This window comes from Marinitoga okinawensis (assembly GCF_055387075.1).
Genome location: NZ_AP042422.1, coordinates 2,024,735 through 2,038,656 on the forward strand (window position 1 = coordinate 2,024,735; position 13,922 = coordinate 2,038,656).

Consider the following 13,922-nt stretch of genomic DNA (forward strand, 5'->3'; position numbering starts at 1 on the left):
TTTCTTATGAAAAAGTTTATATATTTACTACTATTTTCATCACTCATTTTTCTCTTTGTAAGTTGTGCACTAAAAGAAGACAAAAAACCTGTTATTAATTTAATTGAACCAACATCAGATTTAATAGATTCTGCATTTAATCTGAAATTTGAAATATCCGATGATGTTTACCTTAAAAACTGGGATATTTCTATAGATAATCAAGTCATAAGCGCCTTAAAATTTGATAGAATAAGTGAAAATAAAATTGTCGTTAGTTCCTTAAATCCTTATGAAATAGATAATATCCCCGATGGCGAAACTTTAAACATCATAATAAATGCTGAAGATAATATAGGAAATAAAACTTCATTAAAAAAGGTATTAAAAGTTGGAAGAAAACCTATAATAAAACTTCTTCCTACAGAATCTTCTTATGATACAGTTGAAGGTACTTTTTCTATTCAAGCTTATATAAAAGACTTAGATATAGAAGGATTTGAAGATTTGAGTAATTATTCTTTGAGTTTATCTCACAATAATGATATAATAGATTTATACAACGCCCCACAAGAAGTTAAATTAGGGGAGCATAATAAAGAGGCTACTATAACTGCCTCAACATATGATGCTGGGGAATATCCTATAGGTGACACCTTAAATCTTTTAATTACAGCTACAGATAGAGCATCAAACACAACAACTTATAGCAAAACTATTAAAATTGGTGGTTTAGCTCCGAAAATAGATATAATAGAACCAACAATACTATCTTCCGCTTCAACAGAAATTAAAGTTATTGCTAAAGTTACTGATGATGTTGAAATTAGGGATATAAAATTATTTGTTAACGATGATGACAAAACGGATAGCAGTATATTATATTTAGATTCTTTAGAATCAACACCTTTAAATATTAGTAATTTCAAAAAACAATCATATGTCAAGGTTGCATATATAGAAAATGATAAAATAGAATTAGATAATAATGAAACTAAAATCGTTATTCAAAGTGAAGATAGAGCAGGAAATATTGTATCAAGAGGATTCAGAATAAAGATTTTAAACCAAAATTCACCAAATAGATCAATTAAGATTATTAAAGAGTGGTGATAAATATTAGAAAAATTTTTATCATATTATTTACCTTATTTGAAGTATTGATGTTTTCAAATATAGAATTTTTAAATAATTATCCTGAAAATAATCAAGAAAACGTATCTCCAACAAGTTTAATATTAAAATGGCAATTAACAAACACTGAAAATAAAAAATTAATATATGATATATATTTAGGGGAGTCTAAAACTCCCCCTTTGTACTATTCAAATATACCAACTAATATATTTCCAATAAAAATATTAAAACCATCTACAACTTATTATTGGAAAATAATAGCAAAAGATGGTGAAAATATTTATGAAAGCCCGATTTGGTCTTTCAAAACCCGCCCTTTCGACAATGGTGAACTAATTTGGGTTTCTTTTTTAAAAAAGAGTTCCTCTCTTCTATACTCAAATAATATTATATTCAATATATATGATAATAATATCGAAGCTTATAATAGTACCAAAAATCTATCTTATACAATTACTGAACCTTTTTTAGGTGTTAAAGCTTATAAAAATAACCTTTATTTACTTAAAAAAAATTCTATTAAAATATTTTCTACAATAAATGGTTCCTTCAAAAAAAATATTAAACTTTCTCAAACGTATAAAAAATTAAAAATAATAGATAATGATAAATTCCTTTTATATACTGATAATCAAATTGATTTATATCAAGGTTCCGATAAATATATAAGTCTTAATTTTAACGAAAAAATATCTAATATATTTTTATTTGATAATGCCTTTATTGTAAACTTAAAAACTAAAATTATTGTCTTTGATTATGATGGAAAGATTATAAAAGAATACAAAGTATCTGGAAATATCATCGATTTAGATAATAACTTTATTCTTTTAAAAATAGAAAATTCTTTATTTTTGCAAACATATGATGGACGTCTTACAAAAATAGATGACAATATAAGAAATGCACATTTGTTAAATGATAAAATTTTCATCGAAAAAAATAATAATATAATTATATATAATATTCTTACCAAATCCAGAAAGTCTATAACTGTGAATTTTGATTATAATAAATTAATTGCTTTTAATAATGAACTTATATTGTTAGGTAATGATATAAAGTCTATCGACTATGACGGAAAAATTATTTGGAGTCATAGTTTTCAAAATGAAGAAATTGTTTCTAACATAATCATTACTGATTATAACACTATATCATTTTCAATATTTGATGGTTCTTATTATAAAATAGTAGAAATTTATGATAACAATATCAAACAAATAAACAATAATAAAAATTCAAAAATCTCTTTTGCAGAAAATAATATAATAAATAATATAAAAAATGAAAAAACTACATCTTTACCAACTCCTACTATAATAAATCCAAAAACAAATGAAAAAATAAATTCATTAAGTATAACTCTTGAATGGATATTGCCTGATTACGATAGTACAACAGTTAAATATGAAATTCAGCTAAAAGAAATTAGTAGTGGTTTAATAAAAAATAAAAATATTAAAAATATTACATCTAATAAATTAACAATTCTTTTAGAACCAAATACTAAATACATATGGAAAGTTATAGCTATGGATAATGATAAAAAAGCTGAAAGTAATTGGTCATCATTTTCAACAACTAATTTTAATTTCATTTTAAAACGTATAAAATTAGCTGATAATCAAATGGTTTTAGATTCAAAAATGAAAAATGATAAAATTTATTTTACTGGATATACAACATCTCCGAATACTAATATTTTAAAATTATTATATGGAAATATAACTACTTCATTTGTTAATTTAAAAGCATGGGATTTTGGTAATGCACATAATAAATTTGGTTCTTCTATAGACATAACTGATGATGGAACTATATTAATAGGAGGATATTCTGCTGAAAAAGATTTAAGAGGAGATATGTTACTATACTCATTAACTGAGGATGGTAAAATTAATTGGAATATTGTTACCGGAAGTTCAAAAAGAGATTCTATTAATGATTTATATTACGATAAAGATGAAAATTATATATATTATATTGGTTCCATTGGTACAGATAATATGGAAATGAATATACAATTTTCAAAATATAGTCCAAAAGGTTTTAGAATATGGTCAAGAGAGTTCGGAGGTTACGATATGGAATTTGCCTCCAGTATAAAAAGAATAGATAAATATTCTTTTTTACTATTAGGAAGTACTAAATCATTCGGAGAAGGCGGATATGATTATTACGTTATAAAAACAAATGAACTTGGTGAAAAAATTTGGGATTTAACAATTGGCACTTCAAAAGATGATTTTGCTTCTGATTTATTATTAGTTTCAAAAAACGAATATATAATATTAGGAACTTCTTTTAGAGATACATTACAACCATTTTTAGCAAAAATTGATAATAATGGTTTTAAGATTTTTGCTAAAATAATCCCATTTATAAATGATGTTAACCTTGTAAAAGGTGTTTTATATAATAATTATATATACTCAATTGGGTGGTTCAGATATTCTAATTCATTAAAAAGAATGGGTATAATAACCAAATTTGATTTAAATGGAAATTTAATCTTTGCAAAAATTTTTGATATTGATAATCAAGATACTGTGTTTACAGATTTAATTATTAAAAATAATAAATTCTTTTTAATTGGTTTTTCTGAATATCCAGAACCAAATTCTAGAGATATAATTTTTATTCAAACTACAGAAGATTATATATTAAATAATTTTAAAGATGCAAAATGATGAAAATTTTAAATGACAGATTATTAGAATATTGCTATTTACAAAAAAGAAAGCAAGTAAATCTTGCTTTCTTTTTTGTTATATTGTATAATTTAATAGACTTTAATTAAGAAAGGGGATATATTATGGGGGAAAAATTGTTTAAAAGTGAAGATATAAAAAAGATATCATTTCTAAGTAGCTTAAATATTCATCCAAAAGATAAAAAATTTGTCTTTGTAAAAACTAATATGGTTAAAAATGATTATAAAAGCCATATTTATTTATCATCATTTTCAGGAAAGATTAAAAAATATGCTAAAGGAAAAAATCCATTATGGTCACCTGATGGAAAATTACTATTATTTGTTGATAAAAAAGATAAAGACTTTAAAGGTCAAGAATTATATTTAATACCATACGATGGTGGTGAACCATATCTATTAACAAAAATAAAAAATGGAAGTTATTCTAACATTAAATGGTCTGATAATTCAAAGGGTATTTATGCAATAAAAAAGGTAGAAGAAGAAAATGATTCAGATGTTAGAGAAATTGAAAGTCTTCCGGTTTGGCAAAATGGTGGTTCTTTTATTGAAAGATTTAAATATTCTCTTGTATATACCACTATTAATGGAAAAGAAAAAGAAATTAAACCACCAAAAGATAATTTTGAACCAATATTTATTTCATTATATAAAAATAAATTGACTGTTATTACAAGAAAAAATAGAATAAATTATCCTGCTGAGACAGAAATATATATATATGATTTAAATAAAAAGCAATGGAAAGAGATTTCTCTTTCATTCAAAAAAGTATATTGGCTTGAATGGGTAGATGATAAACATTTTGTATTTTTAGGTCATGATGGAAAATATGGTTTAAACACCAATATGCATTTATATTATTATATAAACAAAAATAAAATTATAGATTTATTTGGTGATTTAGATCTTTCTTTTGGAAATTCATTAAATTGTGATGTTAGATTTGGTTCAACAAGAAAAATAAAACTAATAGATAATACTATATATTTTGTTGTTACAGAAAAAGAAAAAGCTCCATTATACAAAGTTACTGTTGATGGTAAATTAGAAAAAGTATTATCAGAAAGCTCATGTGAAGATTTTGATATTATTGATGATAATTTAATATACATAAACCAAGATTTTTTAAATTTACCAGAAGTATATTCGTATAATAAAAACAAAAAATTGACAAAATTCAATGATAAAATAATTAAAAATTATACTATAAAACCGCCATATTATTTAAATGCAAAAAGTGAAGATAAAAAAGATTTAGATGTCTGGTATCTACCTCCATATACAAAAGAAAATAAAGGTACTATACTTGAAATCCATGGAGGGCCAAAAACTGCATATGGTGATTCGTTTATGTTTGAATTCCATCTATTAGCTTCTAATGGATATGGAGTAATATTTACCAATCCACATGGTAGTGAAGGATATGGAAATAATTTCGCAGATATTAGAGGGAAATATGGAACAATAGATTACAGAGATTTAATGAAAGCAGTTGATGCTGTAGTAGAAAAATTTGATTTAGATAAAAACAAATTGGGAGTTACCGGTGGTTCGTATGGTGGATATATGACTAATTGGATTGTTACCCAAACCGATAAATTCAAAGCTGCTGTAACTCAAAGATCAATTTCTAATTGGTTTAGTATGTATGGAACTACAGATATTGGATATTACTTTGTTACAGATCAAATTGGCAGTCATCCCTGGGAAAATAAAGAAAAATATATTGAATCATCACCACTATTTCATGTGGATAAGGCAAAAACACCATTATTGTTAATTCATTCATTAAAAGATTATAGGTGTTGGGTACCAGAAGCTCTTCAATTCTATACAGCATTAAAAGTGCGTGGTATCAAAACAAAATTAGCATTATTCCCAAATGAAACTCACGAATTATCTAGAAGCGGAAAACCTGACCATAGAATTAAACGTTACAACTTAATAATAGAATGGTTTAACGAAAATATAAAATGAGGCTCAACGCCTCATTTTATATTATTATCAAATTATAATCATAGCAATTCCTAAAGAAATGAATGAAATAAAAAATATTGTATCTCTTAATTTCCATTGGAATTGTTTATATCTTGTTCTTCCTTCCCAACCACTATAACATCTTGCTTCCATTGCTATACTCAATTCATCTGCTCTTCTAAGTGCAGAAACCAGAAGAGGTATTATTATAGCAACTAATCCTTTTAATCTACCCGATATCTTTCTTGAATCAAAATTAGCTCCTCTACTCATTTGAGCTTTAAATATTCTTTCTGCTTCACTTGCCATAACAGGAATAAATCTAATAGCAATTGTCATAACCATAGACAATTCATGTGCAAACGATCTTTTTACTCTAATCCATATTAGAACATCTTCCATTGCATTTGCAAGAGATGTTGGAGATGTTGTTAAAGTTAACACTGAAGATAACATAATAGCAAAAAATAATCTAAATGTTATTATCGCTGCATTAGATAAACCTGTATCTGTTATTTTAATAAACCATAATTGATAAATGACATTTCCTTCGTAATTAAACAATTGCACAACAAAAGCAAATAAAATCAACATCCACATTGATTTTATTGATTTACCATACATTCTTAAACCCACTTGGGATAAAAGCATTAAAATTAAAGTATATGATGACATTAATGCAACATCATAAAAACTATTTATAGTAAATGCAAAACCTGCAAGAAAAAACAATCCTATTAATTTTGCTCTTGGATCTAATGAATGCATTAATGATTTTTTTTCAACATATCTTCCTATTGCGATATTTTCAGCAAACATTTCACACCACCTAAATGTTCTATTCTAGATCTATTATAATATCTTAATTATAATAACTAAACTTATTTTTGTTAAAATTCAAAGAACTCTTTAAACATTATTTTTTCTTTTTTCATCAAAATCATATTCAGAAAAAATTGTATTTCCCCCCATTGTTTTTGCTTTATACATTGCCTCATCTAATCTTTTAAAAATTGTATCTAAACTATTTTCTCCTTTATAGTTTATTACTCCAAAACTTGCACTTATATTACTTAATTTTTTAATACTTATTCTATTGACTATTTTTTTTAATTCTCCAGCTACCATTGTTGCTTTATTGAGAGACGTATTAGGTAATAATATAATAAATTCGTCTCCACCCCATCTGAAAAAAAAAGTCTGTTTCTCTCAAGCGACTTCTAACAGCTTTGACTACAGTTTTTAAAACTTTATCTCCAAAATCATGTCCAAATTTATCATTTATACTCTTAAATTTATCCAAATCAAACATTATTAATGAAAATTCTTTTTTTTCTCTTTTAAATTTTTTCATTTCTTCATATAGTTTTAATTCAAAATATTTTCTATTATATACTCCAGTTAATTCATCAGTTATTGACATTTCTTTTATTTTTTCCATTTTTTTAGCATTAGCTATACTTAATCCTATAATATCATTAATATGCATCATAAAATTTAAATATGAATCGAAAAATTGAGGAAATAAAAACCCTTCAATCTTTAAATATCCAAATATTTCATTTCCATATTTTATTTTTACTATAAATCCTTTGTTTGAAGAAATTATTTCATAATCCTTTCCATTTAATATATCTTTATCTTTATAATAAATGAATTCGAATTTTTTTGGCGAAAAAAATATTTTTATCTTATCTAATAAATTTTTTATAATATTTTCTACATCCTCTTCATTAGAAAGATTATGTAAAATATTTAATGCTGTTATATAATTACTTTTTTCTATATTTAGACCTTTAATTTTTTCATTTTTCTCTATTAATTCAATTTCTAATTCTTTTTCTCTAAGTATACTTGACACCATTAATTCCAAATAATCTAAATCAATGTTATCTATGATATATGGTAATTCAACATATTTTGAAAATTCAATTATCTTTTCTTCTATGTTATTTTCTACTTCTGTATTTAACAATACTATTTTTTCAAATATTTCATTATAAAATTTAATAGCATGTTCTCTTGTAAAACCACTTTTTTCAAGGTTGCTTTTCCAATTCATTAACCATCCTGGCGTTACAATATAACCTCTTTCTTTTATATACATATCTACTTTCGTTTTCCCAAATATATATAAACAATTATCAAGTTTAAAATACTTGATATTCTCTTTATACTCATTTGGAATTTTTCTTAAAACTTCACAAAAACGCCCAGAAATTATTATTGAATTATCAAAATTTAACGTTTCTTTCTTAAAAAACTTTTCTTCCCTATTTTTATCTCTATAAGAGCAAAAACTCGGAAAAGAAATTATATTAATATTCTTATTAATTTTTTCAACTACTTTTTCAAATTCTTTTTTAAAATTCTCACAGACAAATAAATTAATTTGCTTCATCTTTATCATCCTTTTGAATAGGATATTTACCATATTTTCTTACTGCTTCTGATACATTCTTCAGCACATCTTCGCTAACTTGCCAAGGAATTTCTCCATGATTATCAGAGATTATAAAACCTCCACCTGGTGCTGCATCATAAATAATTCGTTTTATATTATAATCAACATCATTTTTATTCCATTTTCTCATAGAAACCCCATCCAAATTCCCAATTAACGAGATTTTCCCCTTGCACAAAGCTTTCAATTTCTTTATATCATCATCTTTACTAATTCCTATTCCAACAATTTTACTATCAATAAGTTCTTTTATAGTATCCTCTGTTTTTGCTGATGCCATATGAATAACTACTGGTCCATTTATAATTTTAATACTTTCTTTTGCAATTAAAAAACCTGTTTTTTGTAGTATCTTTAAGGGAATCATTTCTGTAGACAACAATGGATCAAAATATACAATTGCATCAACACCAGCTTTTAATTGCATATTAGCCCATGATATTGAAAATTCCATATTTTTTTTCATAAGTTTCCAAAAATAATCTTGATAATTATATATTAATTCTATATATTTATCAAAACCCATTTGCATAATAGGTAAAGAAAACGGAGAAATTATCACTCCAACTATTGGAGTATCAAATTTATCATTTTTTTTCAATTCATATTCTGTTTCAAATACTTTTTTCAAAGGATTTGAATTCTTAATATTTGGTACCTCTAATTTATCTATATCTTTTAAACCTTTTATTATAGGTTCTCCAGCATTTGGGGGACCATCTTCAATAAAAATAGTTTCTCCTCCAAAAGCTTCAATTTCTATTGATGCATAATAAAAACTATAATAAAAATCATTTTTATACTTTTCTCTCATTTTTTGTTGACCATATATAACATTCTTTGAATTAGAAAAATATTCTTTTATACTCATACCCAATTCTTTTGCACCATAAAAAGATAGTGCTAAAAACAATCTCTATCTGGTTCTTTGTGAGATAAAGCCATTAAAATTCTCTCTTTAGATGTTAATTCTTTCATTTTTTCACCATCTTTCTTAACAACTCTACAGCATCATTTGCTGACACACCTACTGCATCTGCTTCTACATCCTTCCATAATGACTCATCAATTTTAAATGGTGCCCCGCCTACAATAATTTTTATATCTTTTTTTACATCTTTTAATTTTCTTATCAAATGATTTGTTTTTAATGCAGAAGGTAACATTAATGTCGATATTAGCAATATATCAATATCATCTTTTATTGCAAATTCATAAACTTCATCTACTGTTTTTCCTATGCCATAATCTTTTACATTAAATCCAGAAGATCTTAAAAACGATAATACAATTTTCTTCCCTAAACCATGATAATCTTCAAGAGTTACAATTGCAATATTTGAATTACTATGATTTTTATAATCCTTTGATTCTAAAAATTTATCAAGTAATTCTTCACAAATACTACCGCTAATATATATTTGAGCAAGTGCGATATCTCCATTTTCCCACATAATACCTATTTTTTCAAGAGAATCACTTATGATTTTTTCAATCATATTTTTATTATCAGCATAATTATTTAACATTTTTTCTGCACTTATTTTATTTCCTTCTAACAATAATTGTGTGAATTCATTAATAATATCTGTCATATTTTACCTCTATTGATAAAAGATGTTTTTATTATATTATCCATATTATATCAAAAATATATGAAAATATTAAAAAATGTGGAGCATTCGCTCCACTTTTCAATTTTCTTTAGCTTTTAATCCTTCAATTTTCTTTTCAATTTCTTCAAGTTCTTTATTTATTCTTTTCCATTCCTCGTCAAGATTTTTGTCATGTTCATATGGCCCCATATATTTTTTTATTGCTTCTTTTTCAATCTCTAAAACTCTTTTTCTTCCTAATAATTCTTCTAAATTCATAATATCCCCCCTTTTGATTTGTGAAAAAAATCATTTACAAAGTACGACCTATCATCTTCTTATTTTACCATTTTGTTTCAAAAAAATCAATATTAATTATATTTTTTCAAATTCTCAAATAATATTTTTATAAACTCTTTTCTATCTACTTTTAATGCCCATTTAGAATTTGGTTCTTTAAAATGCCAATAATCTACTACTGTTTCACCATATGTTAATTCGCCTTTAGTTTCTACCTGTGCATAATATTCTTCAAATTCAAATATTTCTGGTTTTATTAAATATGCTATAGTACATGGATCATGTAATGGAGCGCCTTCAATTTTAAATATATCAAAATATGTTTGATGAAAGAATTCCAATAATACGCCCATTTTTGATACTATTTCTGATTCAAATTTTTGCATTTCCTTAATTTCATTCATATATATCTTTGCTTGATGAGTTACATCAAGTGGAAATACTGTTAAATTAAAACCTGCATTAAAAACAATTTGAGCTGCTTCTGGATCAGCATATATATTAAATTCTGCTCTTGGTGTTGTATTTCCAAATTTTATTCCACCACCCATTATAACTAATTCTTTAACTAATGGAACTAAATCTGGATAGTTTAATGCAAACTTTGCTATATTGGTTAAAGGACCAACAGCAACTAATGTAATTTCATTTGGATTACTATATACATTTTCTGCAATAAATTCAAGATAATTTTTATTTTCCAATTTTTTTGTTGGCTCAGGCAAATTTGCTCCTTCTAATCCGCTTTCCCCATGAATATTAGGAGCCACTATTTGCTCTCTTAATAATGGTTTGTCAGATCCTGCAAAAACTGGAATATCTAATTTAGCCATTTCTGTTAAAATCAAAGCATTTCTTGCTGTGTTTTTCAAATATGAATTACCAGCTACTGCTATTATTCCCAATAATTCAATTTCTTCTGCAATACCAGCCAATAATATTGCAACTGCATCATCATGCCCCGGATCACAATCTAAAATTACCTTTTTTTTCATAACATCACCTCATTTATTAGTAATAAAATTTATATTTTCTATCTCTTTTTCTAGATTTTTTAAAAATTTCAAATTAAAATCATAGTTAATATCTTCAAACATTTTTATAGGTATTATTCTCATTAAGGAATTACTTAAAAAAGCATAATCATAATATTTTATATCCTTACTTCTTATTATAACCTCTTTTACATTAAATTCCTCAACTAGTATTTTTCTAATAACTCCATTTAATAATCCACATTCCATTTTAGGTGTATATATTTCATTATTTTTAACAAAATAAATATTTGAAATACTACCTTCTGTTATTTCATTTTTTTCGTTTAAAAATATAGCTTCATCTTTGCTAATACTCATAACTCTATTTAACTCTAAAATATTTATTACATAATTATTTGACTTTATATAATTTATAGGGTTTTTGCTAAATTTTCTATTTTTTGCAAATACTACATTATAACCTTTATCTTTAAGTTCATCTAAATACACTCTATTATTTGAAGTTATTATTGTATCAAATGTTTCTCTATTTTTCAAAACATTTATTTTCAAACTTCCACTAATAATATTATTTTTTCTAATAACTTCCATTGAAATGTTATATAATTGTTCTATATCCATATTAAAATTAATATCTAAAACATTACATCCATTAATAAGTCTTTCATAATGGTATTTAAAAAATTCTAATTTACCATTATTAATTTTTAATGTTTCAAAAACACCTATCCCATACATTAACCCTTCATTTAATTTATATGGTATTTCATCACTATAATATTTACCATTGAAATACATCATATCATTTTTAACCCCTTTATTAATGCCTTTCCTTTTGATAATGATTCTTCATATTCATCTTCTGCATTAGAATCCCATACAATACCTCCACCAAAATTTGCATATGCTTTTTTATCTTTACAAAAAATAGTTCTAATAACTATATTTAAATCCATTGAATTATCAAATCCAACATAACCTATAGTTCCTGTATATAATCCTCTTTTATTTGGTTCTAATTCTTCAATTATTTCCATTGCTCTAATTTTAGGAGCTCCTGTAATAGAGCCACCTGGAAATGTTACCATAATTAAATCAATAGCATCTTTATCTTCTTTTAATTCTCCTACAACAGTAGAAACTAAATGGTATACTGTTGCATATTCTTCTAAAACAAATAATTCAGGCACTTTTACACTTCCTGGAATACAAACCTTTGATAAGTCATTTCTTTCTAAATCAACAATCATTAATAATTCTGCTTTATCCTTTAAACTATTTATCAACTCTTTTTTATTTTTTTCATCTATTTCTTTATCTCCTGTTTTAGGTCTTGTACCTTTTATTGGTCTTGTTTCAACATATCTATTTTTCAATTTAATAAATCTTTCTGGAGAACTTGATACAATTTGAAAATCTCCTACATCTATATATGCTGCAAAAGGAGCAGGATTTATCTGTCTTAAGTCTAAAAACAATTCTTCCGGAGATTTTATTAATTCGGTTTCTATTCTTTGAGTAAAATTGATTTGATATACATCACCTTGATAAATATAATCTTTTATTCTTTCTATAGCGTTTAAATAATATTCTTTACTCATATTAAACTTAATATCTATATCAGCTAATTTGTTTTTTTCTTGTGGAATATACTTTTTCGAATTAAAAACCATTTCCTTTATTTCATTATGTTTCTTTTCATCTTGACTGGATAAGTATAATTCTTTAGTATTATGATCATATATTAAAACAGAGTCATAAAAGGAAAAATAAATATCATATATTCCCATATCATCAATAGCCTTTGATTCAATATTTTCTATATATTTATTACTATCATATGAAATAAAACCCATTGCCCCACCAATAAATGGAAGTTCTGTATCATTTTTTATTTCATATTTTTTTATTATTTCTTTTAAATCTAAAAATGGATTATCAGAATAATATTCTTTAATCTCATTTTCATCCTCTAAAATAATTTTATTGTTCTTTGCTTTAAAGATTAAAAAAGGGGTTAATCCCAGAAAGGAATATTTACCAAGTCTTTCCTTATCCTTTTGGCTATCTAAAAAAACTACATTTTTCTTATCTTCTAAAGAAGTAAAAATATCAACTAAATTAAATGAAACTTCTAACTTTTCAATCATAATATCTCCTTCCTATAATTCTTAGCAAAGGATAAGAAGTTTTTCAGCATATCAAGTCCATGTTCTGTTAAAACCGCTTCCGGATGAAATTGCACACTTTCTATTGGATATTTTTTATGTTTAATTGCCATTATTTCTCCTTCTAAAGACTCTGCTGTAATTTCTAAATCTTCTGGTAAACATTCTTTTGAAACTACAAGAGAGTGATATCTTGTGACATTTAAAGGATTTTTTAATCCTTTAAAAACACCTTTAGAATTATGTTTTATTGGATATACTTTACCATGAACAGGTTCTTTTGCTTTAATGATTTTAGCTCCAAAACTTTGAGCTATTGTTTGATGACCTAAACATACACCAAAAATAGGAATTTTTTCTTTGAATATTTTTATTATTTCCAATGATATTCCTGCTTCATTTGGTATTTTCGGACCAGGGGAAATAACAATCATATCAGGATTTAATTTTTCTATTTCTTCTATTGCTATCTTATCATTTCTATATACTAAAACCTCTTCGTTTAATAAGTTTAAATAATGAACTAAATTATATGTAAAAGAATCATAGTTATCAATCATTAATATCACGCTTTCACCTCTG

Annotated in this window: 13 protein-coding genes; 3 read left to right on the forward strand and 10 right to left on the reverse strand. The window is 24.9% G+C overall.

Annotation, left to right across the window (positions count from 1 at the left end; genetic code table 11):
- The first annotated feature begins 6 nt into the window (after nt 1-6).
- From ACZ5CK_RS09775 to ACZ5CK_RS09785, 3 genes are all read left to right on the forward strand, one after another.
- Nucleotides 7-1,092 carry a hypothetical protein gene (locus ACZ5CK_RS09775; protein ID WP_464581622.1) on the forward strand — a complete coding sequence of 362 codons (1,086 nt, stop codon included), beginning with the start codon at nt 7-9 and terminating at the stop codon, nt 1,090-1,092.
- Nucleotides 1,089-3,809 carry a fibronectin type III domain-containing protein gene (locus tag ACZ5CK_RS09780; RefSeq protein WP_464581623.1) on the forward strand — a complete coding sequence of 907 codons (2,721 nt, stop codon included), beginning with the start codon at nt 1,089-1,091 and terminating at the stop codon, nt 3,807-3,809. Before ACZ5CK_RS09775 ends, ACZ5CK_RS09780 begins: the two co-directional genes overlap by 4 nt.
- A gap of 125 nt (nt 3,810-3,934) precedes the next feature.
- Nucleotides 3,935-5,815, forward strand: a complete 1,881-nt coding sequence (locus tag ACZ5CK_RS09785) for a S9 family peptidase (protein ID WP_464581624.1) — start codon at nt 3,935-3,937, stop codon at nt 5,813-5,815.
- Nucleotides 5,816-5,842: 27 nt separating this feature from the next.
- Here the strand turns inward: ACZ5CK_RS09785 and ACZ5CK_RS09790 are convergent, their stop codons facing one another.
- From ACZ5CK_RS09790 to ACZ5CK_RS09835, 10 genes are all read right to left on the reverse strand, one after another.
- Nucleotides 5,843-6,634, reverse strand: coding sequence for an energy-coupling factor transporter transmembrane component T family protein (locus tag ACZ5CK_RS09790; protein ID WP_464581625.1), 792 nt, complete (start codon nt 6,632-6,634; stop codon nt 5,843-5,845).
- Between the two features lie 90 nt (nt 6,635-6,724).
- A complete protein-coding gene (locus tag ACZ5CK_RS09795) occupies nt 6,725-6,943 on the reverse strand; it encodes a hypothetical protein (RefSeq protein WP_464581626.1) in 219 nt (72 codons plus the stop codon).
- Between the two features lie 22 nt (nt 6,944-6,965).
- On the reverse strand, nt 6,966-8,216 hold the full coding sequence (locus ACZ5CK_RS09800; protein WP_464581627.1) for a diguanylate cyclase: 1,251 nt from the start codon (nt 8,214-8,216) through the stop codon (nt 6,966-6,968).
- Nucleotides 8,203-9,192 carry a uroporphyrinogen decarboxylase family protein gene (locus tag ACZ5CK_RS09805; protein ID WP_464581628.1) on the reverse strand — a complete coding sequence of 330 codons (990 nt, stop codon included), beginning with the start codon at nt 9,190-9,192 and terminating at the stop codon, nt 8,203-8,205. Before ACZ5CK_RS09805 ends, ACZ5CK_RS09800 begins: the two co-directional genes overlap by 14 nt.
- A 61-nt stretch (nt 9,193-9,253) precedes the next feature.
- A complete protein-coding gene (locus tag ACZ5CK_RS09810) occupies nt 9,254-9,874 on the reverse strand; it encodes a cobalamin B12-binding domain-containing protein (protein ID WP_464581629.1) in 621 nt (206 codons plus the stop codon).
- Nucleotides 9,875-9,973: 99 nt separating this feature from the next.
- Nucleotides 9,974-10,153, reverse strand: coding sequence for a hypothetical protein (locus tag ACZ5CK_RS09815; RefSeq protein WP_464581630.1), 180 nt, complete (start codon nt 10,151-10,153; stop codon nt 9,974-9,976).
- A gap of 92 nt (nt 10,154-10,245) precedes the next feature.
- Nucleotides 10,246-11,169, reverse strand: a complete 924-nt coding sequence (locus ACZ5CK_RS09820) for a nucleoside hydrolase (protein WP_464581631.1) — start codon at nt 11,167-11,169, stop codon at nt 10,246-10,248.
- A gap of 9 nt (nt 11,170-11,178) precedes the next feature.
- Nucleotides 11,179-11,973: an aminotransferase class IV gene (locus ACZ5CK_RS09825; protein ID WP_464581632.1), complete on the reverse strand. Its 795-nt coding sequence runs from the start codon at nt 11,971-11,973 to the stop codon at nt 11,179-11,181.
- Nucleotides 11,970-13,322, reverse strand: coding sequence for an aminodeoxychorismate synthase component I (gene pabB / locus ACZ5CK_RS09830; protein WP_464581633.1), 1,353 nt, complete (start codon nt 13,320-13,322; stop codon nt 11,970-11,972). The genes ACZ5CK_RS09825 and pabB overlap by 4 nt, the downstream gene beginning before the upstream one ends.
- Entirely contained in the window at nt 13,319-13,909 is a 591-nt protein-coding gene (locus tag ACZ5CK_RS09835; RefSeq protein ID WP_464581634.1) for an anthranilate synthase component II, read from the reverse strand. The genes pabB and ACZ5CK_RS09835 overlap by 4 nt, the downstream gene beginning before the upstream one ends.
- Between the last annotated feature and the right edge of the window lie 13 nt (nt 13,910-13,922).

Coding starts and splice junctions, on each gene's coding strand:
- ACZ5CK_RS09775 (WP_464581622.1), top strand. CDS start 7: ATGAAAAAGTTTATATATTTACTACTATTTTCATCACTCATTTTTCTC.
- ACZ5CK_RS09785 (WP_464581624.1), top strand. CDS start 3,935: ATGGGGGAAAAATTGTTTAAAAGTGAAGATATAAAAAAGATATCATTT.
- ACZ5CK_RS09790 (WP_464581625.1), bottom strand. CDS start 6,634: ATGTTTGCTGAAAATATCGCAATAGGAAGATATGTTGAAAAAAAATCA.
- ACZ5CK_RS09795 (WP_464581626.1), bottom strand. CDS start 6,943: ATGGTAGCTGGAGAATTAAAAAAAATAGTCAATAGAATAAGTATTAAA.
- ACZ5CK_RS09800 (WP_464581627.1), bottom strand. CDS start 8,216: ATGAAGCAAATTAATTTATTTGTCTGTGAGAATTTTAAAAAAGAATTT.
- ACZ5CK_RS09810 (WP_464581629.1), bottom strand. CDS start 9,874: ATGACAGATATTATTAATGAATTCACACAATTATTGTTAGAAGGAAAT.
- ACZ5CK_RS09815 (WP_464581630.1), bottom strand. CDS start 10,153: ATGAATTTAGAAGAATTATTAGGAAGAAAAAGAGTTTTAGAGATTGAA.
- ACZ5CK_RS09820 (WP_464581631.1), bottom strand. CDS start 11,169: ATGAAAAAAAAGGTAATTTTAGATTGTGATCCGGGGCATGATGATGCA.
- ACZ5CK_RS09825 (WP_464581632.1), bottom strand. CDS start 11,973: ATGATGTATTTCAATGGTAAATATTATAGTGATGAAATACCATATAAA.
- pabB (WP_464581633.1), bottom strand. CDS start 13,322: ATGATTGAAAAGTTAGAAGTTTCATTTAATTTAGTTGATATTTTTACT.